This is a genomic window from Gordonia sputi NBRC 100414, assembly GCF_000248055.1.
Taxonomy (GTDB): domain Bacteria; phylum Actinomycetota; class Actinomycetes; order Mycobacteriales; family Mycobacteriaceae; genus Gordonia; species Gordonia sputi.
Window position 1 is genome coordinate 62022 of record NZ_BAFC01000042.1, and the last position, 23511, is coordinate 85532.

Genomic DNA, 23511 nt, shown 5'->3' on the forward strand with positions numbered 1-23511 from the left:
GAGGAACCTTGATGGGGTGACGCCTCCTTCCGAGAAGGACCCACCGCCCTCAGATCACCCGGATTCGACCGACCAGCCCAGTTCGACCGAGCAGTCCGATGCGACCGATCACGGCGATTCGGACAGCCCGACGTCGAGCGCCGACCACGCCGAACACCCGCACCACTTCCATCTCAGCCCCACGTGGTGGCGCGGTGGCATTCCGCTGATCGTCGGCGTGATCATCTACTTCATCCCGGCTCCGGCAGGCGTCGACGCCAACGGCATGCACATGCTCGGGATCTTCGTCGCGACGATCCTGGGACTCATCCTGCAGCCGCTGCCGACGGGTTCGGTGGCGATCATCGGGCTCGCGCTGGCGATGGTCACCAAGACGATGACGCCCAAAGAGGCGCTCGCGGGCTTCTCGAACACGACCATCTGGCTCATCGTCGCGTCGTTCTTCATCGCCGAGGCGTTCATCGTCACGGGTCTCGGGCGTCGGGTTGCGCTGATCTTCGTGCGCGCGATCGGCAAGTCGAGTCTCGGGTTGGCGTACGGGATGGGGATCGCCGATCTCATCCTCGCCCCCGCGACGCCGTCGAACACCGCACGCGCGGGCGGAGTGATCTACCCGATCGTGCGATCGCTCGCCGAACTCGTCGACTCGACGCCGAAGACCGACGCCTCGCGGCGCAAGCTCGGCGCCTACCTGATGCTGACGGCGCTGCAGGTCAACGTGGTCACCTCCGCCATGTTCCTCACCGCGATGGCGGGAAATCCGCTGGCCCAGGAGGCCGCGGAGAAGATGAAGATCGAGATCACCTGGGGCAATTGGGCTCTCGCCGCGATCGTTCCCGGTCTCGTCAGCCTCGTCGCGACGCCGTGGGTGATGTCGAAGATCTACGCGCCGACGCTCAAGAAGACACCGGAGGCCCCCGCCCTCGCGCGCGACGAACTGAAGAAGAGTGGCTCGATGTCGCGCAACGAGTGGATTCTCGCCGCCACGTTCGTGCTGCTGCTCGTCCTCTGGTGTCTTGGCAAACAACTGAACGTCGACGCCACGACCACCGCCTTCGCGGGCATCGCGATTCTTCTCGTCACCGGGGTGCTGACGTGGAAGGACATCGTCACCGACACCGGAGCGTGGCAGACGCTGATCTTCTTCGGTGTGCTTGTCGCGATGGCCGACGAACTCCGCAAGCTCAAGGTGATCGACTGGGTCGGCGACAAGGTGGCCTCCAGCGTCGACGGCCTGCCGTGGCTGGTTGCGTTCGCCGTCCTCACGCTCGTCTACTTCTACGTGCACTATCTGTTCGCGTCGAACACCGCGCAGATCGTCGCGATGTATGCCGTGTTCCTCGGTGCGGCGGTCGCCACCGGAGCGCCGCCGCTGTTCAGTGCGCTGGTCTTCGGTTTCATCGGCAGCCTGTTCGGCGGATTGGCGCACTACTCGTCCGGTCCGGCCGGTGTCATGTACGGGTCGGGCTACATCAAGACCAGTGAGTGGTTCCGCGTCGGCTTCCTGATGTCGGTGGTCAACATCATCATCTGGACCGCGATCGGCGCGCCGTGGATGAAACTCATCGGGATCTGGTGACGCTCAATTCGCCTTGCGGCGCAATCCGAATCGCAACGCCTCGCGGTTGACCCCGGCGACGGCGTCGAGCGGAATCCCGGCCGGACAGACGTCGGCGCACTCCCCGTAGGTGGAGCACGGGCCGAAGTCCTGTTCCATCTGCCCGGTGATCGCGTGCGCCCGCCTGCCACGCTCCTGTTTGCTCTGGGTCAGTGCGGCCAGATGGAGCAGTTTGGCGCCCGCGAACAGGTGCGCGGCACCGTTGGGGCAGGCGGCGACACATGCGCCGCAGCCGATGCAGGCCGCGTAATCGAGGGCCTTCTCGCTGGTGTTGTGGTCGACGAGTTCGGCGTCGGCATCGGGGGCCTGACCCGCCGCAACCGCGACGTGCCCGCCGGCTTCGATCACCCTGTCGAGTGCGGACCGGTCGACGACGAGGTCGCGGATGACCGGAAAACTGCTCGCGCGCAACGGTTCCAGCCGCAGGTCGCGCCGTCGAAGTGTCGGAGGTGTTGTCGACACGACGGCGTGTTGGGTGTCGGACCATGTGGGCGCCCGTTCACCATCATCCCGCAGGCGCCGCACACGCCTTCGCGGCAGTCGGAGTCGAAGGCGATGGGTTGCTCGCCCGCGTCGACGAGATGATCGTTGAGGCGGTCGAGGACGTCGAGCAGTGACATCTCGGCCGTCGCGTCGTCGACCACGTAAGTCTCGAAACGCCCGTCGTCGTCGGCGTCGGCCTGCCGCCAGGCTTCGATGGTGATTCTCATGCCGGCATCCTCACTGATCAAGTCTCACTTGTAGTTTCGTGTCTGCAACGGCACCGCACTGAACTCGAGTGGTTCGCGGTGGCGGATCTGCTCCCCGGTCGGCGTGGTCTCCCACGCGGAGGCGAAGGTCCAATGCTCGTCGTCGCGCAGCGCCTCGCCCTGCGCGGTCTGGTGTTCGACGCGGAAGTGCGCGCCGCACGACTCGTCGCGATCGAGCGCGTCGAGGCACATCAGTTCTGCGAGTTCCATGAAATCGGCGACGCGGCCCGCCCGTTCGAGTTCCTGATTGAACTGCGCGCCGCTGCCGACAACCCGTACGTCGGACCAGAATTCGTCGCGCAGCTCGCGGATCTCGGCGATGGCCGTCGTCAACGAGTCGGCGCTGCGCATGACGCCGCAGCCGCGATAGAGGATCTCGCCGAGCCTGCGGTGGAAGCGGTCGGGGCCGGTGGTTCCGTCGACCGCGATCAGCCGGGATATCCGATCACACACCGATGTGACCGCGTGCTGCACAGCCTCGTGATCGAGTGGCAGCGGTTGCTCACCGAGCAGGGGCGCAAGGTAATTCGGCACCGAGTAGGGCAGGGTGAACCAGCCGTCGACGCATGCCGACAGCAGCGAGTTGGCGCCGAGGCGGTTGGCGCCGTGGTAGCCCCACCCCACCTCTCCGCCGACGAAAAGACCTGGGATCGACGACATCTGGTCGAAGTCCGACCAGAGGCCGCCCATGGTGAAGTGAGCCGCAGGCGCGATACGCATCGGGACTTCGTAGGGGTCTTCGCCGGTGGCGTCGCGGTACATCGAGAAAAGATTGCCGTAGCGCTCGGAGATGGTCGATTTGCCAAGGCGCGCAAGGGCGTCGGCGAAGTCGAGGTAGACGCTGTTGTGCAGCGGCCCCACTCCGTGCCCGCCGTTGATCTCGGTCACGGCCGCCCGCGATGCGACGTCGCGCGGGGTGAGGTTGCCGTAGGCGGGGTAGCGGCGTTCGAGGTAATAGTCGCGCTCGGCGTCGGGGATGTCGCCGGGCGGACGGTCGTCGTGCTCCTTCTTCGGAACCCAGATGCGGCCGTCGTTGCGTAGCGACTCGCTCATCAACGTCGTCTTGGACTGCCACTCCGCGCTCACCGGCAGCGCGGTGGGGTGGAACTGGATGAACGACGGCGATGCCAGCAGCGCACCACGACGATGGGCACGCCACGACGCCGTCGCGTTGCAGTTGCGCGCGAGCGTCGACTGGAAGTAGACGGTGCCGTACCCGCCGGTCGCGAGCACGACGGCGTGCGCGGTCTGCGCGGTGATCTCGCCGGTCACCAGGTCGCGGACGACGATGCCTTGCGCACGACCTTCCGCCACGATCAGATCGAGCATCTCCTGGCGGGTGTGGAGGGTGACGGTGCCCGCCGCGACCTGTCGGAGCAAGGCCTGCGACGCCGCGACCTGCAACTGCTGGCCGGTCTGGCCGCGCGTGTAGTAGGTGCGCGACACCTGCACCCCGCCGAAGCTGCGGGTGGCCAACGATCCGCCGTACTCGCGGGCAAAGGGCGCGCCGATGGCGTTGAGGTGATCGATGACCCGCACCGACTCCTCAGCGAGGCGGAAGGCGTCGGCCTCGCGGCCACGGAAATCGCCACCCTTGACGGTGTCGACGACAAAGCGGTGCACCGAGTCGTTGTCGACCTTGCGTGCGCGTGCGGCATTGATGCCGCCCTGCGCGGCGACGCTGTGGGCTCGCCGCGGGGCGTCGTGGAAGGTGAACGACGACACGTTGTAGCCGAGTTCGCCCAGAGCGGCGGCACATCCGGCTCCCGCCAGACCGGTACCCACCACGATCACGGTGAACTTGCGCCGATTGAGCGGGCCGACGAGCTTGTAGGCGTCGCGTCGACGCTGCCACGCGGTTGCCGGGTCGCCGTCGGGGACTCCGCCGGTCAGGTCGGTGCCGATGCGGCGGAGGTCGTCGAGGTCGGCCTCGAGATCAGACGTCGCGGCGTCGGGTGCGGTGTGCGTCATCGTCAGCTCACCAATCCCGCCAGAACGGCGATGGGAATCGAGATGTTGCCGATCATCACCGCGGCCGCGACGACGAGCGCGACGAGAGCGCCGAGGCGTCGAGTGCGGTGCCCGGTCGCGCCGAGGTCGTTGACGACGCTCCACAGCCCGTGCACTAGATGCGTGCCGAGGAGCACCATCACCAGGATGTAGAACGCGGCCACCGGCCAGCGCTGCAGACTCTCGACGAGGTTGTGATAGGCGTGCGAGCTGGTCTCGGTGGTCGACACGAAGTGGTCGCTGGCCGCGGGTCGGGTCCCGGTCGTCAGGTCGAGGATGTGGAAGACGATGAAGATCAGCAGGACCAGGCCCGTGTAGGGCATCAGCGTCGCGGGGAGTCGTTTGATGCTCATGCCCTTGCGCCGGAAGCGACCCTTGGCCTTGTGGGAGCGCCCGATCAGGATGAACGACGCTCCGACGTGCAGTACCAGGCAGAGTGCGAGGACCGCGCGGAAGATCCACAGCATGCCCTCGTAGGGCAGGAGGGGTTCGAGCAGGGTGCGCAGCCAGTGCGCGTAGTCGTCGAAGTGGCCGGGGCCGGTGTAGACCTTCAGGTTGCCGATCATGTGAACCAGCACGAACAGTGCGAACACCGTGCCGGTCAGCGCCATGGTCACCTTGAGCGTGACGTTGCTCGGACGTGGACGTTTCGACGTCGGCATCGGCGTGACGGCGCGTGGCGTTCTGACGGGCTTGTCAGCATGCGGGGGTTTGTCGGCGCGTGGGGGGATGACCGTACTCATGTGCGGACCTGTCATCGACCCGAGGGCTGGGCGGGCCGGATGTGGATGTCCCTGCGTCCACGCTAATCATGTGTCGCGGATTGGGACCGCCCGTGGCGACATTCCGACTCGATTGATTCGGAAATGTCACACCGCCGGCGGATCGAGCGGGGTGAGCACGGACTGGCTATAGCAAGAGCGTCATGAACTGGTTGTGCGGACTGGCCTGGTAGTCGGCGAACGGCGGGCACGACACGAACCCGGCACTGCGGTACAGCGAGATCGCCGGAATGTGCAGCTCCGCTGTGCCGGTTTCCAGACTCACCCGCCGGTACCCGCGTCGACGGGCCTCGTCGATGACATGAGTCAGCAGCGCGCGGCCGACGCCGGTACCGCGTGCCGTTGGAGCGGCGCGCATCGATTTCACCTCGCCGTGCGTCGAGTCCAGCTCTTTGAGGGCGACGAATCCTGCGAGTTGTTGGTCGTCCGGTGCGCCGGTCCATGTTGTCCAGAAGCTGACGCCGGGAGCGGACAGGCCGGAGGCGTCGAGGGCGAAGGCGTGCTCCGACATCACCGACCGCAGCTCACGGAGATGATGCTCGAGAAGGTCGGCGACGTAGGGGGCGGTCGGGTCGTCGAGCCTGATGTCCACGGTTTCCCAATCGGTCGGTGAGAAGTAGGGAAGTAGATGGGTATCGTCGCATGTTCTCAGCGAGAGAATCCGCTGGCCCCGACCTGGATTTGAATCGAGGCCCCGACCTGGTGCATACTTGTCGGGTTGCCTTGACCGGCGGACGTGGTTTCACTGCGGCCCCGATCGGGTGAATGACTCCCAAGGCCCCCGAGTTCGGGACCAAGGGCGTGTAACGCGTGCGCCGAATCCGGTTCACGGACACGACACGCCCGACCGCGGGTGCCGGAGCACACCGGCTCGTACCAGCGACGAGCCAACGTACAACGACAGATGAACAGCGTCGATCCCCGACTCACGCGGAGATCTATGTGCCCGCCGGCCGGTGTCGGCCCCAGGTGCGCGGTGTTTGTCTGTCGAGAACAACTGACGGAAGAGGACACAGCGTGGCGGGACAAAAGATCCGCATCAGGCTCAAGGCCTACGACCACGAGGCGATCGACGCTTCGGCGCGCAAGATCGTGGAGACCGTGACCCGTACGGGTGCACGCGTCGTCGGCCCGGTGCCGTTGCCCACCGAAAAGAACGTGTACTGCGTCATCCGCTCGCCGCATAAGTACAAGGACAGCCGCGAGCACTTCGAGATGCGTACTCACAAGCGACTCATCGACATCCTCGACCCGACGCCGAAGACCGTCGACGCGCTCATGCGCATCGACCTTCCGGCCAGTGTCGACGTCAACATCCAGTAGGGCGGGGGCGAAGAGAAATCATGAGTAATCAGAGCGCGACCAAGGGCATTCTGGGCACCAAGCTCGGCATGACCCAGGTTTTCGACGAGAACAACCGTGTCGTTCCGGTCACTGTCATTCAGGCAGGCCCGAATGTCATCACCCAGCTCCGTAACGCCGAGCGTGACGGCTACACCGCCGTGCAGCTTGCCTACGGTGCGATCGATCCCCGCAAGGTGACCAAGCCGGTCGCAGGCCAGTTCGCGAAGGCAGGCGTCACGCCGCGTCGCCACCTGGCCGAGATCCGCGTCGCCGACACCAGCGAGTTCGAGGTCGGTCAGGAACTGACCGCTGAGATCTTCGCCGACGGTGCGCTGGTCGATGTCACCGGCACCTCCAAGGGCAAGGGATTTGCCGGCGCGATGAAGCGCCACGGCTTCTCCGGCCTTGGTGCCAGCCACGGCGCGCACCGCGTGCACCGTGCCCCTGGCTCGATCGGTGGCTGCGCCACCCCGGGTCGTGTCTTCAAGGGCATGCGGATGGCCGGTCGCATGGGTAACGACACCGTGACCACGCAGAACCTCACCGTCCACAAGGTGGACGCCGAGGCCGGTCTGCTGTTGATCAAGGGCGCCATCCCCGGCCGTAAGGGCGGAATCGTGGTCGTCCGTGACGCTGTGAAGGGTGGTGCGAAGTGAGCACCGAAACCACAACGAAGCTGACGCTGGACGTCAAGACCGCCGACGGCAAGACCAACGGAACCGTTGATCTGCCCGCCGAGATCTTCGACGCACCCGCGAACATCGCACTGATGCACCAGGTCGTGGTGGCCCAGCAGGCCGCCGCTCGCCAGGGCACACACGCAACCAAGACCCGTGGACAGGTCAGCGGTGGCGGCGCCAAGCCGTACCGCCAGAAGGGCACCGGTCGCGCCCGCCAGGGTTCGACCCGCGCACCGCAGTTCACCGGTGGTGGCGTCGTCCACGGCCCGCAGCCGCGTGACTACAGCCAGCGCACCCCCAAGAAGATGAAGGCAGCCGCTCTGCGCGGCGCGCTGAGTGACCGTGCTCGTAACGAGCGCATTCACGTCATCACCGAGCTCGTCGCAGGCCAGGCGCCATCGACCAAGAGCGCTCGGCAGTTCTTGGAGGCACTGAGCACCCGACGTAAGTTCCTCGTCGTGCTCGGCCGCGAAGACCTGACCGCGTGGAAGAGCGTTGCGAACCTGAAGAACGTGCTGCCGATCGCTCCCGATCAGCTCAACACCTACGACGTCCTCGAGTCGGACGAACTGGTGTTCAGCGTCGAGACGCTCAACGCGTTCATCGCACAGAACACGTCGACGGCCAAGTCCGTCGCCAATGAGACAGAGGAGGCCTGAGCATGGCTACGCAGGCTGACCCGCGTGACATCATCCTGGCGCCGGTGATCTCGGAGAAGTCGTACGGACTCATCGAGGACAACGTCTACACCTTCCTGGTTCACCCGGACTCGAACAAGACGCAGATCAAGATCGCCGTCGAGCAGATCTTCGATGTGACCGTCACGAGCGTCAACACCGCGAACCGCCAGGGCAAGCGCAAGCGCACCCGCGCAGGCTACGGCCAGCGCAAGTCCACCAAGCGCGCGATCGTCACGTTGACCGCAGACAGCAAGCCCATCGAGATCTTCGGAGGACCGGTCGGCTGACCGGGACTTCAGAGAAGGACTGAGAACTCATGGCTATTCGTAAGTACAAGCCGACGACCCCGGGTCGTCGCGGATCGTCCGGCGCTGATTTCGCCGAGATCACTCGCGACCACCCCGAGAAGTCGCTGGTTCGTCCGCTGCACGGTCGCGGTGGACGTAACGCACACGGCCGGATCACCACCCGGCACAAGGGCGGCGGTCACAAGCGCGCATACCGCTTGATCGACTTCCGTCGTAACGACAAGGACGGCGTCAACGCCAAGGTCGCTCACATCGAGTACGACCCGAACCGCACCGCCCGCATCGCGCTGCTCCACTTCGTGGACGGCGAGAAGCGCTACATCATCGCGCCCAAGGGTCTGTCCCAGGGCGACGTGGTGGAGAGCGGTCCCGCCGCCGACATCAAGCCCGGCAACAACCTGCCGCTGCGCAACATCCCGACCGGTACCCAGGTGCACGCTGTTGAGCTGCGTCCGGGTGGCGGAGCGAAGATGGCTCGCAGCGCGGGCGCTTCGATCCAGCTCCTCGGTAAGGAAGGCGCGTACGCGACCCTCCGTATGCCGTCGGGCGAGATCCGTCGCGTCGACGTGCGCTGCCGCGCAACCGTCGGCGAGGTCGGCAACGCCGAGCAGTCGAACATCAACTGGGGTAAGGCCGGCCGTATGCGGTGGAAGGGCAAGCGCCCGACCGTCCGTGGTGTCGTGATGAACCCGGTCGACCACCCGCACGGTGGCGGCGAGGGCAAGACCTCCGGTGGTCGCCACCCGGTCAGCCCGTGGGGTCAGCCTGAGGGCCGTACCCGTAAGAACAAGGCCAGCGACAAGCTGATCGTCCGGCGCCGTCGCACCGGCAAGAACAAGCGATAAGCACAGGAGGGAGTTAGAGAATGCCACGCAGCCTCAAGAAGGGCCCGTTCGTCGACGACCACCTGCTTGCCAAGGTGGATACGCAGAACGAAAAAGGCACCAAGCAGGTCATCAAGACCTGGTCGCGTCGTTCGACCATCATCCCCGACTTCATCGGTCACACCTTCGCCGTCCACGACGGTCGCAAGCACGTCCCGGTGTTCGTCTCGGACAACATGGTCGGGCACAAGCTGGGCGAGTTCGCCCCCACCCGTACCTTCAAGGGTCACATCAAGGATGACCGGAAAGCGAAGCGCCGGTAATGACTACGCAGACCGATAATCCCACCGCGAAGGCCACGGCCAAGTTCGTTCGCGTGACGCCGATGAAGGCCCGTCGTGTACTCGACCTGGTCCGCGGCAAGAACGTCGACGAGGCGCTCGACATCCTGCGGTTCGCACCGCAGTCGGCGTCGGAGCCCGTCTACAAGGTTCTCGCCAGCGCTGTCGCGAACGCGGAGAACAACCTGGATCTGGATCGCCGGACCCTGGTTGTCGCCACCGCATTCGCTGACGAGGGCCCCACGCTCAAGCGGTTCCAGCCGCGCGCACAGGGCCGCGCGTTCCGTATCCGCAAGCGCACCAGCCACATCACTGTTGTGGTCGAGAGTCTTCCCGAGAAGGCATCGTCCGCACGCGGCCGGTCGCGTCAGCCGAAGAAGAAGGGAGCCTGACAGTGGGCCAGAAAATCAACCCGCACGGCTTCCGTCTGGGCATCACCACCGACTGGAGTTCACGGTGGTACGCCGACAAGCAGTACGCGGAGTACGTGAAGGAAGATGTCGCCATCCGCAAGCTCCTCTCGCAGGGGCTCGAGCGTGCAGGCATCGCCAAGGTGGAGATCGAGCGCACGCGTGACCGCGTCCGCGTCGACATCCACACCGCTCGTCCCGGCATCGTCATCGGCCGCCGTGGCGCCGAGGCCGACCGCATCCGTGGCGACCTGGAGAAGCTGACCGGTAAGCAGGTCCAGCTGAACATCCTCGAGGTCAAGAACCCGGAGTCGGAGGCCCAGCTCGTGGCGCAGGGCGTCGCGGAGCAGCTGAGCAACCGCGTGGCGTTCCGTCGTGCGATGCGCAAGGCGATCCAGTCGGCGATGCGTCAGCCGAACGTGAAGGGCATCCGAGTCCAGTGCTCGGGTCGCCTCGGCGGTGCAGAAATGAGCCGCAGTGAGTTCTACCGCGAAGGTCGCGTGCCGCTGCATACGCTGCGCGCCGACATCGACTACGGACTCTACGAAGCCAAGACGACCTTCGGCCGCATCGGTGTGAAGGTCTGGATCTACAAGGGTGACATCGTCGGTGGCAAGCGTGAGCTGTCCGCAGCCGCGCCGGCAGCCGAGGATCGTCGTCCGCGTCGTCCCAGCCGTCCTCGCCGCAGCGGTGCCTCTGGCACCACGGCCACCAGCACCGACGCAGGTCGGGCAGCGGAGGCTCCTGCCGAGGCAACTGCTGGCGCCGGCGCCGGAGCAGAAAAGCAGGAGGGCTGAGGCATGTTGATCCCTCGTCGGGTCAAGCACCGCAAGCAGCATCACCCGAGCCTCAAGGGCCAGGCCAAGGGCGGCACCAAGGTGACGTTCGGTGACTTCGGCATCCAGGCTCTGGAGAGCGCCTACATCACCAACCGTCAGATCGAGTCCGCTCGTATCGCCATCAACCGGCATATCAAGCGTGGCGGCAAGGTGTGGATCAACATCTTCCCCGACCGCCCGCTGACCAAGAAGCCTGCCGAGACCCGCATGGGTTCCGGTAAGGGTTCGCCCGAGTGGTGGGTTGCCCCGGTCAAGCCGGGTCGCGTGCTGTTCGAAATGACCTACCCCGATGAGCAGACCGCTCGCGAGGCCCTGCGCCGCGCGCAGCACAAGCTGCCCATCAAGACCCGGATCGTGACCAGAGAGGAGCAGTTCTGATGGCACTCGGAGTTGCAGCAGCTGAGCTTCGTGATCTCAGCGACACCGATCTGGTCGACCGGCTCAAAGAGTCGAAGGAAGAGCTCTTCAACCTTCGGTTTCAGATGGCTACCGGCCAGCTCGACAACAATCGTCGTCTGCGGACCGTGCGTCGCGAGATCGCACGCATCTACACCGTGATGCGCGAGCGTGAGCTTGGTTTGGCGTCGGGACCGGATGGTGATGACGCATGAGTGAGGACCAGAAGGTGACCGAAACCAACACCGCTGAGCGGAACCGTCGCAAGGAGCGCATCGGTTACGTCGTCAGCGACAAGATGCAGAAGACCATCGTGGTCGAGCTGGAAGATCGTAAGCGTCACGCGCTGTACGGCAAGATCATCCGGACCACGAGCAAGGTCAAGGCCCACGACGAGAAGGGCGATGCCGGCGTCGGCGACCGCGTGCGGATCATGGAGACCCGCCCGCTGTCTGCGACCAAGCACTGGCGTCTCGTCGAGGTGCTGGAGAAGGCCAAGTAAGAGCCGTCTCCATACAACTTCACAGTCGGCAATGGCCCGTCCCTTTCCGGGGGCGGGCCATTGTTGTGTGTTGTGCGGTTGTCGTGTTGTGCGGTTGTCGTGTTGTGCGGTCGTGTGTTGTGCGCTTCTTCTGAGTGCGGTGGGACGAGGCCGTGTGTGTGCCGCAGAAACGACTCGACCCGCCTGACGACATGGTCAGGCGGGTCGGTGATCGGTGCGCCGCTACTCACCCGGAGAGGTGGCCGGTGAGCAGCTCGACCGTCGCGGTGAGCGGTCGTCCACCCCCGCTCACACAATAAGAATAGGGACGACGACGCGCGCTGGACCAGGGACTTTCGACCCGATTGCGGCTACGTGGTCACTGACTGAATCCAGTTGATGTCGTCGGGCGTGACCTTTCGGGATTTCTCCGCGTAGTCGGTATGCTCGGACAAGAAGTGTCGGACCATCGGGCAGACGGGGACGATCAGCTTGCCCGCGGCGATCGAGTCGTCGAGGGCTTCCTGGACGAGGATCGTGGCCAGGCCGCGTCCGCCGAAGTCGGGGCCGACCTCGGTGTGGTAGAAAACGCGCTCGGCGCTGCCGTCATGATCGCGGTCCCGGTAGGCGGTGAGGCCTGCGACCCTACCGTCGACGCTGATCTGGTAGCGGTTCTCGTCGGCGAGGTGGGTGACGTTCGTTTCGGCTCCGGTTTTGTCGGTTGTCATGAATCCGACGGTAGCGCGAGGCAGCGTGCTGTGGGGTCGGGTGCGTCAGTGCGCGGTGGCCGCGCGCCGATAGCCGCGCAGCGCCGGAATCAGGCAGACGGCGATGATCGCGACCGACCAGATCGCGACCTTGACGAAGTTGTGCGCCACCGGTTCGCCATTTGCCAGTGATCGCATCACCTCGATCGTCGGTGTCATGGGTTGGTTCGCGACGATCGGCTGCAGCCATCCCGGGTAGGCGTCGATGGGGGAGAAGCCGGAGTTGAAGAACATCAACACGCTCGAGATCAACGACAGCAGGGGGACGAGCGGAGCGGCAGGTCCTGCGCTCACCGCGAGCGCGAGTACGAGGGTTGCGTAGGCGATGCCGAACATCAGCGTGACGGCGATGATCCCGATGACCGAGGCCGCACCGCCGGTGATCCGAAAGCCCGTGGCGGTGCCGATCGCGAGGAGCAGTGCGGTCACGACGACGATGCGCACCACCTCGCTGCCGAGCCGTGAGGTGAGGTCGGCGGCGCGATGGATCGGCAGGACGTACAACCTCGTCAACAATCCTGTGTCACGTTCGGAGTTCAGACGCACGCCTGCCGCAACGGACCCGAACATGGCGCTCACGAGAATGACCAGCGGCACCGTCGAGTAGGAGCTGTCCTGTCCGGTTGCACCGCCGAGCGCGTCGCCGAGCACCACCTTGAACATGAGCAGTGTGAGTACGGGGACCACGACGAGTTGGACGAGCATCCCCTTGTCGCCGACCATCACCGACACCTGACGCCATGTCAGCGCGCCGCTCTGCGTTGCCCATGCGCGCAGCGACCGTTCGGACCGCGGGGTTGCAACCGGCATCTCGGTGGTCATCGAGCGGCCTTCCTTGCTCCGAGGGCGCCGAGCACGACTGCAGCGACCGCCAGGCCGATGCACCACCACACCGTCGGCATGAGTATCTCCCGTGTCGCACTGCCGTCGCTGAGCGCGCGCATCGACGTGGCGAACTGCGAGATCGGTTGATTGCGCACGAAGGGGGCGATCCACTCGGGGAACTGGCTCTCGGGAACGAAGCCGGTGGACATCATGCCCAGAATCAGTATCGGGAGTGAGAGCGCCTGGCTCGTCGCTTCCGGACTGTCGGACAACAGACCGATGGCGTCGGCGACAGCCGCGATGAGTATGCCGACCACGAGTGCAACGGCGAAGAGTCCGATCGTGTCGGCAGCGGAGCCGTGAGGGCGCCAACCCATGACGAGACTGGTCGCGGTGGCGCACATGACCGAGAGGGCCAACAGCAGCCCGTTGGTGCCCAGACGTGCGGTCACCGGAACCCACGAGCGCATGGGGAGGGTACGGAAGCGGGTGTGCACCCCTTTCGTCGCGTCGTTCGCGGCGCGCATGGCGGCGGCGGACGCGACGAAGCCCACCGACTGGAGTGCGATGATCGGCATGAGGAACTGCGCGTAGTCCATCCCGGGGTCGGCGTCCATGATCGAACGCAGTGGCAGATAGAAGCAGACCGCGAGCAGCACCGGGGCGACGAACGCGAAGATGAACTCGCCGTTGCGGACGATTCCGGCGACTCCTCGTCCGACGAGCACCCAGAGTTGTGTCAGTGCACGGGCGCGCGGCTCGGCTCCCGACTCGGGCGCAGCGACGAGCGCGGTGAGATTCTTCGGGGCTGCCTGCGTCATGCGCTGGCGCTCCGGTCGGACGGGTGCTCCTCGTGTAGATCGTCATCGGATACGGCGTCGGGACCGGTGAGCGCGAGGAAGACCTCGTCAAGGCTCGGACGTCGTAATGTTATGTCGGACAACCGAATTCCCGCGAGCGTCGTTCGACGAACGATCTCGACCAAGGTGTCGGCACCCTCTGGCGCCGGCACGGACACGGCGATCGTGTCGATGTCGCTTCCTGTCGTGTCGACCGACTGAGTGCTCGCTCGTGTCGCGCCGAGATCGCCGAGGCAGGCGAGCAGGGGTTCGAGTTCCTCCGCAGCGGTTGGCGTCACCTGATAGTGCGAGGCGCCGGTCGCGGCCTTGAGCTCCGCCGCGGTTCCAGAAGCGATCACCCGACCCTTGTCGATCACCACGATGTGGTCGGACAGGGAATCGGCTTCTTCGAGGTACTGGGTGGTCAACAAGATCGTGACGCCCTGATCGCGAAGTGCGGAGACGAGCCGCCAGACGTCCTGCCTGCTGCGCGGGTCGAGACCTGTTGTCGGTTCGTCGAGGAAGACCACCTCAGGGCGGGTGACCAGGCCGCAAGCGATATCGATTCGACGTCGCATACCGCCCGAGTACTTTCCGACGCGGCGCTCGGCGGCGTCGGTCAGGCCGAATTCGACGAGTAGTTCGTCGGCTCTCTCTCGCGCGGCCTGCTTCGTCAGTCCCATCAGCCTGCCGAAGAGGACAAGGTTGGCGCGCCCGCTGAGCGACTCGTCGAGTGCGGCGAACTGGCCCGTCAGCATGATGGATCGTCTGACCGCCGCGGCGTCGGCCACGACGTCGTGACCGGCAACGGTCGCCGACCCGTCGTCCGGCTTGAGCAGGGTGCACAGCATGTTGACCGTGGTGGTCTTTCCTGCACCGTTCGGTCCGAGGAGCGCCAGGATCGACCCCTTCTCGACGTCGAAGGTGACATCTTCGACGGCGGTGTGGTCTCCGAAGCGTTTACGCAGGCCATTGGCGGTGATGGCGACCTCGGGGGCCGCACGATGCCGAGCGCCCGACCCTGTGCTGGGCGAGGCAAGGTGTCTGCGGAACGGGTGTGCCATTCGGCACTCCTCTCCCCTGTGGCGGCTCATCTTGTAGTGGTGGCGTGACCTGTGCACCACCGAATGCCGGATCAGCCAAAATGATCCGGATTCCGCATTGAGCGCAGACTACATGTCGAATGTCGACCTGATCCAGTTTTGCTCAAATCGATTTCGATGTGCGAGGAAGTTAGCCCGTTCGGGGGACATGTGTAACGACGCGGTCGGCATGAGCGATCAATGTCGAGAAAGTATTTTTGTCACCTTATCCGGCCTGGTAATAATTTCTGAACTACTTCCTTCGATTGAATTATCGAGCGTTTGCTTCCGCGGAAATACACCTTGGGTGAGACTAGGTCGGGTAAATGGCGGGATCGGTTTCCAGGGCAGGCCGGCCGCAGCCAGCCGACGTAGCCAGCGGGGATCGGGGCGAGTCGGGACAACCCGGGAGTGAGGATATGAGCCAACAGCACGCGGCGGACGATCGTCGTGAAGCGGGACTCGCTGGTCCGCTACTCGAGCTGACGGCCGCTCAGCGCGGCATGTGGTTCGCGGAAAGTCTCTCTCCTGATTACTCGGTCACCGTCGCGCAGTACATCGACATCCGCGATGGCGATCGGCCGCTCGACGTCGAACTGCTCCGTCGGGTGATCACGGAGGTCGGCAGGGAGACCGAGATGGCCTTCACCAGGATCGTCGAGGTCGACGGTGTGCCGATGCAGTTTGTCGATCAGTCGGTCGACAACGGTGTTCATTATGTCGACCTTCGTGGCGAATCGGATCCGGTCGCGAGCGCCCACGACTGGATGAACTCGGATTATCGCGGCAGCATGGATCTGCAGTCAGACCTTCTCGTCGTTTGCGCACTTCTCCGCGTCGCCGACGACCGGGTTTTCTGGTACGTGCGCGCACATCACATAGCGCTCGATGGATACGCGGCACTGACCGTGGTGTACGAGATTCTCAACCGCTACAACGCTGAGGTCACGGGGGCGGAATACGTCTCGAAACCTGGCGCCAAGCTCGATGAATTGGTTGCCGACGATCAGAAGTATCTGACAGGAACCCGCCGCCAGGCCGACCGCGAATACTGGGCCGATCGCGTCCACGACCTACCAGAGCGAGTGACGCTGGCTCAGCAATCGGCAGCGGTTCCACTTTCGCCCTGCAATGCGGTCGCCGCAGCCGAGATCGATGCCGCTCGCCAGCAGACCATCGAGCGTCTTGCAGCGTCGCTGAACAGTTCGCCTGCGGTGCTGCTGAGCGCCGGATTCTCGGCGTTTCTCGCCCGGATGGCGGGAACCGACGATGTCGTTCTCAGCCTTCCGGTGACCGGACGTGCCACGGCAAAGATCAAGCGTGCGGCGGGCATGCTCTCGAATATGCTGCCCGTGCGGTTTCGCGACGTGACGCGCCTGTCGATGCGCGGCCTCGTGGAGCAGGCGCAGCTCGAGTTCACCGGTGTGCTCCGACATCAGCGCTACCGGTTCGAGGACATCCGCCTCGACGCGGGTTTGCAGGACGCCAACACCGCGTCGTTCGGGCCGATCGTGAACATCATGTTCTTCGACAAGCCCATCGAGTTGGTCGGTGCGAGCGTGGACTACCACATCCTGTCGTCGGGCATCCTCGAAGATCTGCGGCTCAATCTGTACCAGGCGAGTCCTGGCGCACGGATCGGCGTCGACCTGCACGGCAACCCCAATCTCTACGACGAGGCCGACCTGCGCGGCCACCTCGAGCGTTTCCTCGCGTTCCTCGATCGCGTCTTCGCGCAGCTCGACACTCCCATCGGCGACATCGATCTGCTGCTTTCCGGCGAACGTGCGGGCCTCCTCGACCTCGGCGTCGGTCCACTGCGGCCGCTCCCGGCGCCGTCCGCCCACCTCCTCGACGGTTTCGAGGCAGCGGTCGGTGAGACACCGACGGCCACGGCGATCGAGTTCGGCGACCTTCAGTGGACATACCGGGAGTTCGATGAGTTGCGGAGGCGCTTCGCGGCCATGCTGCGTTCGGCGGGCGTCTGCCGGGGCGATCACGTCGTCGTCTCGCTCGACCGCGGGCCTGCCCAGCTGGTAGCGATCTATGCGGTGCTCACCCTGGGCGCGGCGTATGTTCCCGTCGACCCGACGCAGCCCGACCAGCGCCGCGCGCTCATCGCCGACACCGTCGGCGCGCGACTGGTGATCGACGACGACTATCTCGTCGAGTGCGCGTTCACTGACGAGGGGTTCAAAGAAGACGGGTTCGACGACAGCGGGCTTCCCGATACCGGGGAGTTGGTACAAGAGTCTGTGGGTGGCGGGGCAACTGCCGCCTATGTCATCTTCACCTCCGGCTCGACCGGTGTGCCCAAGGGCGTCCAGGTCAGCCACGAGGCCGTCATCAACCGGCTCGGGTGGATGCAGGACAACTACAGCCTCGCCACCGACGATGTCGTGCTCTACAAGACGCCGTTCACCTTCGACGTATCGGTGTGGGAGCTGCTCTGGGCGCTCGGACAGGGTGCTCGACTGGTGATCGCCAAGCCGGGCGGGCATCGCGATCCCGCGTACCTGCGCGAGTTGATCATCTCGAGTGGCATCACCGTCTTGCACTTCGTGCCATCGATGCTCGACGTGTACACCGAGGTACTGGCGAACGAGGGGCACTCGACGCTTCTGCCGTCGACGGTCCGGTGCGTGTTCACCTCCGGGGAAGCGCTTCCGCGGCATCTCGCCGAGCGGGTGATCGCCGGATCACACGCCGACCTGGTCAATCTCTACGGCCCCACCGAGGCGGCGGTCGACGTCACCGAATGCACGGTGGGCAGCGACGACGGTCCGGTCCCGATCGGCAAGCCGGTGGCCAACACCCGGGTGCATGTCCTCGACGGCGCCCTGGCCCAGGTGCCGGTCGGTGTTGCGGGTGAGCTCTACCTCGCCGGTGTCCAGCTGGCCGACGGTTACGTCGGTCGTCCAGGGCTGACCTCCGAACGATTCGTCGCCGACCCGTTCGGGCCCGAGGGCACCCGGATGTACCGGACCGGCGATCTGGTCAGGTGGGCCGACGATGGGACTCTGCACTACCTGGGACGGACCGACTTCCAGATCAAGATCCGCGGACAACGCGTCGAGCCGGGCGAGATCGAGGCCGTCCTCGACGCCATGCCCGGAGTCGACGCGAGTGCCGTGGTGCCTCGAACGGACCTCGCGGCGGGACCCGTGCTCGTCGCGTACGTCCGGTCCGAGAGCACCGACGTCACCGAGAGCGCGGCACTGGCATGGTGCCGCGGGAATCTGCCCTCGCACATGGTCCCGGTTGCCGCGATGCGACTCGACGAGTTCCCGTTGAACCCGTCGGGCAAGCTCGATCGGAAGCGGCTTCCCACGCCCGAACTGAACCCCTCCGTCGAGTACGTCGCGCCGCGAACGCGAGTCGAGCTCGCACTCACCTCGCTGCTCACCGAACTCCTCGGTGTTGAGCGGATCGGATTGCGCGACAACATCTTCGCGCTGGGTGGCGATTCGCTGCTCGCCGCGCGACTCGTCTCGCGAGCGCGTAGCGAACGAAATCTCCAGGTCGATCTGACCACCGTGTTCTCGGCTCTGGACATCGGTGGTATCGCCGATCTGACCGAGTTCGGCGGCGAGCAGGAGTATGTGGCGTTGCGTCGCGTCGAACGGGAAGCCATGATCCCGTTGTCGCACGCGCAGACTCGGCTGTGGTTCGTCAATCGCATGGATCCCGGCGCCGCGACATACAACATGCCCGGCGCCGTTCGACTCGGCCACGAGGTCGATGTCGACGCGTTGCACGCGTCGATCGAGTTCCTCGTGGAGCGTCATGAGACGCTGCGTACACGATTCGGGTCCCACCTCGGTGAGCCCGTGCAGGAGATCCTCACGACCGCCGAGGCGATGGAGTTCCTCGACACCGAGGTGTTCGACGCGGTGGATCGACTCGACGAGTTGATCGCCGCAGAGGCGGCACGCGGCTTCGATCTCGTACGCGAGATCCCATTCCGGATCCGCATCCTGCGTGATCGTGAGGGATACGTCGTCGTCACCGTGTTGCACCACATCGCGGGAGACGGGTTCTCACTTCAGCCGTTGATCCGTGATCTCATGGTCGCCTACACGAACCTTCGTGACGGCAAGAACCCCGACCTCGAGCCGTTGGAGGTTCAGTACGCCGACTTCGCCATCTGGCAGCGCACACTCCTCGGCGAGCTGGAGTCGCCAACCGAACGTGCCGCCGAGGGCCTGTCGTTCTGGCGAACCGAGCTCGCGGACGTGGCCGACTTGCTGATGCTTCCCACCGATCGTCCTCGACCGCACGTCGCGACCGGGGCCGGCGGTTACATCGACGCGGATATCGATGCCGACCTCGCGACGGGTATCAGGGGTCTTGCGAGAGACCGCGGCGTCACACCGTTCACGGTGGTGCACGCTGCGCTGGCAATCGTGCTGTCGCGATGGGCGGAGGTCGACGAGGTCTCGATCGGTACGGCCGTGGCAGGCCGAGACGAGCCTGCCACCGCGGAACTGGTCGGAATGTTCGTGAACACGGTGGTGCTGCGTACCGCGGTGTCGTCGGTCGACACCGTCGCAGATCTGCTCGAGCGCGCCCACGAGACCAAAACCCGCGCGGTACAGCACGCCGACATCCCCTTCGAGTGGATCGTCGACGCGGTGAGTCCGGAACGCTCCGCCTCGCACACCCCGCTCTTCCAGGTCGCACTGACGATGCATCCGGGACACGCGACCACCCTGCACCACTTCGACGAATCGGCCCGACTCATCGACGCGCGCGTGCCCGCCGCGAAGTTCGACCTGTCGATCACGGTGACGGATCAGGCCGACGCGGGCGGCTACGATCTCGAACTCTCCTATGCCGCTGACATTTTCGAACATCGCACCGCGGAACGTGTTGCTGCACAACTTGATCTGGTGTTGCGCGCCATGGTCGCCGCGCCCGTTCGTTCGGTCGGGACCATCGACATCGTCGCCGATGAGGATCGGGTAGAGCTGATCTCCGGTGGCGAGGCACTCGCGGCACCCGCGCTGCTGCGAGACCTCTTCCTGGTCGGCGCAGAGAAGGCCGACCCGCATTCGCTGGCCATCGTCGGCACGTCGGAGATCACCTGGTCGATGCTCGTTGCTCGATCCAATCAGCTTGCGCGCGAACTCGTCTCGATGGGTGTCGGTCCCGGCGACATCGTCGCGATCTGCATTCCGCGTTCGCATCGATCGGTGCTCTCGATGCTCGCGGTTGCCGCGTCGGGTGCGGCATTCGTCAGTATCGACCCGGGTCTGCCCGCGACGCGCATCTCCGAGATCCTCGCCGATAGCGGAGCGGCGGTCGGACTGAGCGTCGAGGAGAGCGCGTCGCGTCTCCCGGACGCGATGGACTGGCTCGTCATCGGTCACGAGGACACCGAGTTCCGGCTGGCGGGCCACAGTGGCGCGCCGCTGCGTGATGCGGAACTGATTCGCACACCGCGACTGGACGACCTCGCCTACCTGATCTACACGTCCGGGTCGACCGGGCGCCCCAAGGCTGCGGCGCTGAGCCATCGCGGACTGTCGAATGTAGTCGCAAACCAGCAGTCGATACTGCGGCTGAACACCGAGTCACGCGTATTACACGTCGCGTCACCGAGTTTCGACGCGTCGATCTTCGAGATCCTGATGGCGCTCGGACAGGGCGCCCGACTCGTCATCAGCCCGGCCGGGGTGTTCGGCGGCGACGAGCTCGCCACCCTGATGAGGGACGAGGGCGTGACGCACGCGGTGATGACCCCATCGGCGCTGAGCACCATCGAGCCGGCGGCCGTGCCGAAGCTGCGTCGGGTCATCAGCGTCGGGGAGGCATGCCCACCCGACCTGATGCGACGCTGGGCGAGGGCCGGGCGTCGATTCCACAACCTGTACGGGCCAACGGAGGTCAGCATCTGGGCCACCGCCGCCGGACCGATGACCGAGCACGACGAGGTGTCGATCGGTTTGTCGATCCCCGGTGTCGGTGCGATCGTGCTCGACCGCGCGCTGCGGCCGGTCCCCACGGGCGTACCCGGCGAGTTGTATCTGCGTGGCGTCCAACTCGCTCGCGGCTACCATCGCCGCAGCGACCTGACGGCGTCGAGGTTCGTCGCCGACCCATACGCTCCCGGCGAGCGCATGTATCGCACCGGCGATCGCGTGATCCGTACCGTGCGTGGCGATTTGCGCTACATCGGACGCACCGACTTCCAGCTCAAGATCCGTGGCCTGCGTATCGAACCGGGGGAGGTGGAGGCCGCGATCGTCGACCATCCTCTCGTCACCGACGCGGTATGCCTCGGCGTGCCCGCGCCCAATGGTGACGACGTGTTGGTGGCGTATGCGACGCTGGCCGCGGGCGCGTCCGCAGATCCTGCGCACGTGCTCGAGCACGCCGCCACGCGACTTGCGGGTTACATGGTGCCGCACACACTCGTCGTGGTGGACGAATTCCGGCTCACCACATCGGGCAAGATCGATCGAAAGTCGTTGCCCGCGGTCGACTTCGGCACCGCCGCCCCGTACCGGCAGCCGGGGTCGCAGCTGGAGATGGTGGTCGCAGGCGTTTTCGGCCAGGTGCTCGGACTCGAACGTGTCTCCGCCGATGCCGACTTCTTCCATCTCGGCGGCAGTTCACTCTCGGCCACCAAGGTCACGGCACGCTTGTCGGCGCTGCTCGACCGTCAGGTTCCGGTGAAACTGCTCTTCGAGCGTCCGACGGTCTCCGCGCTCGCGGCGGCGTTGACGTCGGGGCCAACCGGTCAGGGCATGCCCGCGCTCCACGCGCGCAGCCGGACAGAACTCGTGCACGTGTCGGGCATGCAGCGGGGTCTCTGGCTGATCAACCGGGCCGAACCCGAGTCGGCCGCGTACAACGTGGCGATGGCTCTGCGGTTGTCCGGCGACCTCGACGTTCCGGCACTCACCCGTGCCACGATCGACCTCGGCCGGCGGCATGAGGCTCTGCGCACCGTCTACCCGATGATCAATGGTGAACCGGTGCAGGTGATCATGCCCGCCGACGCGCTCGACAACGATGTGCTGCTCGAGGTGCGCGACGTGGCGGGTTCCCTGAGCGCTGAGATCGCCGAGATCACCGGTGCAGGCTTCGACATCACCGTGCGGCCACCGGTCAGGGCGGTGCTGCTCAGGGTGTCCGCAGACGAGCACGTCCTCGTCTTCGTGGTCCATCACATCAGCGCAGACGGTGCATCGATGATGCCACTCGCGCGTGATCTCATGGCCGCCTACGCCGCGCGGCACGGTGGGGCCGAACCCGCCTGGAAGCCACTGGCCGTGCAGTACGCGGACTTCAGCATGTGGCTCTCCGAGCGCCTCGCTGTGGTCGACGACGGCGTGTCCGAGCAGGAGCGGCAACTCGCCTACTGGCAGGAGAGGCTGTCCGGCCTGCCGGAGATCCTCGAGCTGCCTGCGAGCAAACCACGTCCGAGGACTCCCGACTTCGAGGGTGCCGCAGTCGATTTCGAGATTCCGTCCGACGTTGTCGCGAAGCTCGAAGAGATCTCCCGCAAGCACCACACCACCCAGTTCATGGTCACGCACGCGGTGTTCGCGGTGCTGCTCGCGCGGCTCTCGGGTCGGGACGACATCGTGATCGGCACGCCGTTCGCGGGTCGCGGAGAGCCGTTGCTCGAGGACGTCGTCGGGATGTTCGTCAACACCCTTGCGCTGCGCACGCGGGTTGACGGAGGCGAGCGGTTCCTTGAGTTGCTCGATCGTGTCCGCGGCGACGACCTCGCCGACATGTCGCATGCCGCAATCCCATTCGACGAGATCGTCGCGCGAATCATGTCGCGACCTCCGACCGCGCACAACCCGGTCTTCCAGGTGATGCTGGCGTTCCAGAACGTCGAGTTCCCGGTGCTCCGCCTCGACGGACTCACCGTGGAGCCCGTGCGCGAGGAACTGACGTCCGCGAAGGTCGACCTGGCGCTCACCTTCTTCCCGAACGATCCGGAACGGGAGGCGCGAGGCGGTGCGCTGCGTGCCCAGTTCATCTACGCCACTGCTCTTTTCGACGAGGAGACGGTGAGCCGAATGGCCGACCGATACGTCCGGCTGCTGGCCGAACTGCTCGACGATCCCGAGCGCGCCGTGGGCGACGCCAGCATGGTCATCGACTCCGATCAGGTCGACGATCCCGCTGATGGCGATGAGCAGGCGTCGCTGTTCGAGCTGATCGCGGACGCGGCGACGTTCGATCCGGATGCGGCGATCCTGCCCGATGCGTGTGCGGTCAGTTTCGGTGAACTGTCGGCGCATGTGTCGGCGCTGGGTGCTGTTGTGCCCGATCCTGATTCGGCACTCACGATGGCTCTCATGACATTGGTTCCCGGACTCGCCACCGCGGGTCCCGACGAGCTCGACGACGTCCTGAGTGCACTGCACTCCCGCGCTCATAGTGTCGCGGTGCGCGACAAATCCACCCCTGTAGATCCCATCTAGCCGGAAGGTCTCGACACAGCCGTGACGGGTATCGACGCGAACGCAGTAGAAACATGCTCGGGGTGGGGTCGCCGTCCCGGTACACG

General features: G+C 65.5%; 19 protein-coding genes and 2 pseudogenes. 13 read left to right on the plus strand and 8 right to left on the minus strand.

Annotated features, from left to right (window positions below; translation table 11 throughout):
* The first annotated feature begins 16 nt into the window (after window positions 1–16).
* Window positions 17–1579 (plus strand): anion permease, encoded by a 1563-nt coding sequence (locus GOSPT_RS05635; RefSeq protein WP_005203922.1) that lies wholly within the window; start codon window positions 17–19, stop codon window positions 1577–1579.
* A gap of 3 nt (window positions 1580–1582) precedes the next feature.
* Here GOSPT_RS05635 and GOSPT_RS05640 read toward each other — a convergent pair.
* The 4 genes and pseudogenes from GOSPT_RS05640 to GOSPT_RS05655 all read right to left on the minus strand — a co-directional run bounded on the left by GOSPT_RS05640 (window position 1583) and on the right by GOSPT_RS05655 (window position 5751).
* A pseudogene (locus GOSPT_RS05640) lies at window positions 1583–2328 on the minus strand (succinate dehydrogenase/fumarate reductase iron-sulfur subunit).
* A gap of 24 nt (window positions 2329–2352) precedes the next feature.
* Complete coding sequence (locus GOSPT_RS05645) at window positions 2353–4338, minus strand: fumarate reductase/succinate dehydrogenase flavoprotein subunit (protein ID WP_005203925.1); 1986 nt, start codon at window positions 4336–4338, stop codon at window positions 2353–2355.
* A 2-nt stretch (window positions 4339–4340) separates the two neighbouring features.
* Entirely contained in the window at window positions 4341–5120 is a 780-nt protein-coding gene (locus GOSPT_RS05650) for a succinate dehydrogenase cytochrome b subunit (protein WP_005203926.1), read from the minus strand.
* A 166-nt stretch (window positions 5121–5286) separates the two neighbouring features.
* Complete coding sequence (locus GOSPT_RS05655; RefSeq protein ID WP_005203928.1) at window positions 5287–5751, minus strand: GNAT family N-acetyltransferase; 465 nt, start codon at window positions 5749–5751, stop codon at window positions 5287–5289.
* 425 nt (window positions 5752–6176) lie between these two features.
* Here GOSPT_RS05655 and rpsJ point away from each other — a divergent pair, with 425 nt between their 5' ends.
* From rpsJ to rpsQ, 11 genes are read left to right on the plus strand one after another with little or no spacing between them, the layout of a single operon-like run.
* Window positions 6177–6482, plus strand: coding sequence for a 30S ribosomal protein S10 (gene rpsJ / locus GOSPT_RS05660; RefSeq protein ID WP_003938093.1), 306 nt, complete (start codon window positions 6177–6179; stop codon window positions 6480–6482).
* Between the two features lie 20 nt (window positions 6483–6502).
* Window positions 6503–7159 carry a 50S ribosomal protein L3 gene (rplC, locus tag GOSPT_RS05665; RefSeq protein WP_005203931.1) on the plus strand — a complete coding sequence of 219 codons (657 nt, stop codon included), beginning with the start codon at window positions 6503–6505 and terminating at the stop codon, window positions 7157–7159.
* Entirely contained in the window at window positions 7156–7842 is a 687-nt protein-coding gene (rplD, locus tag GOSPT_RS05670; RefSeq protein ID WP_005203933.1) for a 50S ribosomal protein L4, read from the plus strand. The genes rplC and rplD overlap by 4 nt, the downstream gene beginning before the upstream one ends.
* Before the next feature lie 2 nt (window positions 7843–7844).
* On the plus strand, window positions 7845–8150 hold the full coding sequence (gene rplW, locus GOSPT_RS05675) for a 50S ribosomal protein L23 (protein WP_005203935.1): 306 nt from the start codon (window positions 7845–7847) through the stop codon (window positions 8148–8150).
* A gap of 29 nt (window positions 8151–8179) precedes the next feature.
* Window positions 8180–9016: a 50S ribosomal protein L2 gene (rplB, locus tag GOSPT_RS05680; RefSeq protein ID WP_005203943.1), complete on the plus strand. Its 837-nt coding sequence runs from the start codon at window positions 8180–8182 to the stop codon at window positions 9014–9016.
* Between the two features lie 20 nt (window positions 9017–9036).
* On the plus strand, window positions 9037–9318 hold the full coding sequence (gene rpsS / locus GOSPT_RS05685; RefSeq protein ID WP_005203946.1) for a 30S ribosomal protein S19: 282 nt from the start codon (window positions 9037–9039) through the stop codon (window positions 9316–9318).
* Window positions 9318–9728: a 50S ribosomal protein L22 gene (rplV, locus tag GOSPT_RS05690; RefSeq protein WP_005170314.1), complete on the plus strand. Its 411-nt coding sequence runs from the start codon at window positions 9318–9320 to the stop codon at window positions 9726–9728. The genes rpsS and rplV overlap by 1 nt, the downstream gene beginning before the upstream one ends.
* Before the next feature lie 2 nt (window positions 9729–9730).
* Window positions 9731–10543 carry a 30S ribosomal protein S3 gene (gene rpsC, locus GOSPT_RS05695; protein WP_005203947.1) on the plus strand — a complete coding sequence of 271 codons (813 nt, stop codon included), beginning with the start codon at window positions 9731–9733 and terminating at the stop codon, window positions 10541–10543.
* 3 nt (window positions 10544–10546) lie between these two features.
* Window positions 10547–10963, plus strand: coding sequence for a 50S ribosomal protein L16 (gene rplP, locus GOSPT_RS05700; protein ID WP_005203950.1), 417 nt, complete (start codon window positions 10547–10549; stop codon window positions 10961–10963).
* On the plus strand, window positions 10963–11196 hold the full coding sequence (gene rpmC / locus GOSPT_RS05705; protein WP_005203954.1) for a 50S ribosomal protein L29: 234 nt from the start codon (window positions 10963–10965) through the stop codon (window positions 11194–11196). Before rplP ends, rpmC begins: the two co-directional genes overlap by 1 nt.
* Window positions 11193–11483: a 30S ribosomal protein S17 gene (rpsQ, locus tag GOSPT_RS05710; RefSeq protein WP_005203958.1), complete on the plus strand. Its 291-nt coding sequence runs from the start codon at window positions 11193–11195 to the stop codon at window positions 11481–11483. The genes rpmC and rpsQ overlap by 4 nt, the downstream gene beginning before the upstream one ends.
* Window positions 11484–11833: 350 nt before the next feature.
* Here rpsQ and GOSPT_RS05715 read toward each other — a convergent pair whose 3' ends face one another.
* The 4 genes and pseudogenes from GOSPT_RS05715 to GOSPT_RS05730 all read right to left on the minus strand — a co-directional run.
* The gene (locus tag GOSPT_RS05715) at window positions 11834–12190 is read right to left on the minus strand and encodes a GNAT family N-acetyltransferase (protein WP_005203960.1); all 357 of its coding nucleotides are present in this window, start codon (window positions 12188–12190) and stop codon (window positions 11834–11836) included.
* A gap of 45 nt (window positions 12191–12235) precedes the next feature.
* On the minus strand, window positions 12236–13051 hold the full coding sequence (locus tag GOSPT_RS05720; RefSeq protein ID WP_005203966.1) for an ABC transporter permease: 816 nt from the start codon (window positions 13049–13051) through the stop codon (window positions 12236–12238).
* On the minus strand, window positions 13048–13875 hold the full coding sequence (locus GOSPT_RS05725; RefSeq protein ID WP_005203968.1) for an ABC transporter permease: 828 nt from the start codon (window positions 13873–13875) through the stop codon (window positions 13048–13050). Before GOSPT_RS05725 ends, GOSPT_RS05720 begins: the two co-directional genes overlap by 4 nt.
* A pseudogene (locus GOSPT_RS05730) lies at window positions 13872–14885 on the minus strand (ATP-binding cassette domain-containing protein); the annotation flags it as partial. The gene GOSPT_RS05725 and the pseudogene GOSPT_RS05730, both read right to left, overlap by 4 nt.
* Window positions 14886–15394: 509 nt before the next feature.
* On the opposite strand from GOSPT_RS05730, the gene GOSPT_RS05735 reads away from it, so the two are divergent.
* Window positions 15395–23425, plus strand: coding sequence for a non-ribosomal peptide synthetase (locus tag GOSPT_RS05735; protein WP_005203971.1), 8031 nt, complete (start codon window positions 15395–15397; stop codon window positions 23423–23425).
* Window positions 23426–23511 lie beyond the last annotated feature (86 nt).

Excerpts from the sequence above, each read along its gene's own strand:
- GOSPT_RS05650 (WP_005203926.1), bottom strand. The coding sequence starts at position 5,120 with ATGAGTACGGTCATCCCCCCACGCGCCGACAAACCCCCGCATGCTGAC.
- GOSPT_RS05720 (WP_005203966.1), bottom strand. The coding sequence starts at position 13,051 with ATGACCACCGAGATGCCGGTTGCAACCCCGCGGTCCGAACGGTCGCTG.
- GOSPT_RS05735 (WP_005203971.1), top strand. The coding sequence starts at position 15,395 with ATGAGCCAACAGCACGCGGCGGACGATCGTCGTGAAGCGGGACTCGCT.
- GOSPT_RS05715 (WP_005203960.1), bottom strand. The coding sequence starts at position 12,190 with ATGACAACCGACAAAACCGGAGCCGAAACGAACGTCACCCACCTCGCC.
- rplP (WP_005203950.1), top strand. The coding sequence starts at position 10,547 with ATGTTGATCCCTCGTCGGGTCAAGCACCGCAAGCAGCATCACCCGAGC.
- rpsQ (WP_005203958.1), top strand. The coding sequence starts at position 11,193 with ATGAGTGAGGACCAGAAGGTGACCGAAACCAACACCGCTGAGCGGAAC.
- rplC (WP_005203931.1), top strand. The coding sequence starts at position 6,503 with ATGAGTAATCAGAGCGCGACCAAGGGCATTCTGGGCACCAAGCTCGGC.
- rpsS (WP_005203946.1), top strand. The coding sequence starts at position 9,037 with ATGCCACGCAGCCTCAAGAAGGGCCCGTTCGTCGACGACCACCTGCTT.
- rplW (WP_005203935.1), top strand. The coding sequence starts at position 7,845 with ATGGCTACGCAGGCTGACCCGCGTGACATCATCCTGGCGCCGGTGATC.
- rpmC (WP_005203954.1), top strand. The coding sequence starts at position 10,963 with ATGGCACTCGGAGTTGCAGCAGCTGAGCTTCGTGATCTCAGCGACACC.
- rplV (WP_005170314.1), top strand. The coding sequence starts at position 9,318 with ATGACTACGCAGACCGATAATCCCACCGCGAAGGCCACGGCCAAGTTC.
- rplB (WP_005203943.1), top strand. The coding sequence starts at position 8,180 with ATGGCTATTCGTAAGTACAAGCCGACGACCCCGGGTCGTCGCGGATCG.
- GOSPT_RS05645 (WP_005203925.1), bottom strand. The coding sequence starts at position 4,338 with ATGACGCACACCGCACCCGACGCCGCGACGTCTGATCTCGAGGCCGAC.
- GOSPT_RS05725 (WP_005203968.1), bottom strand. The coding sequence starts at position 13,875 with ATGACGCAGGCAGCCCCGAAGAATCTCACCGCGCTCGTCGCTGCGCCC.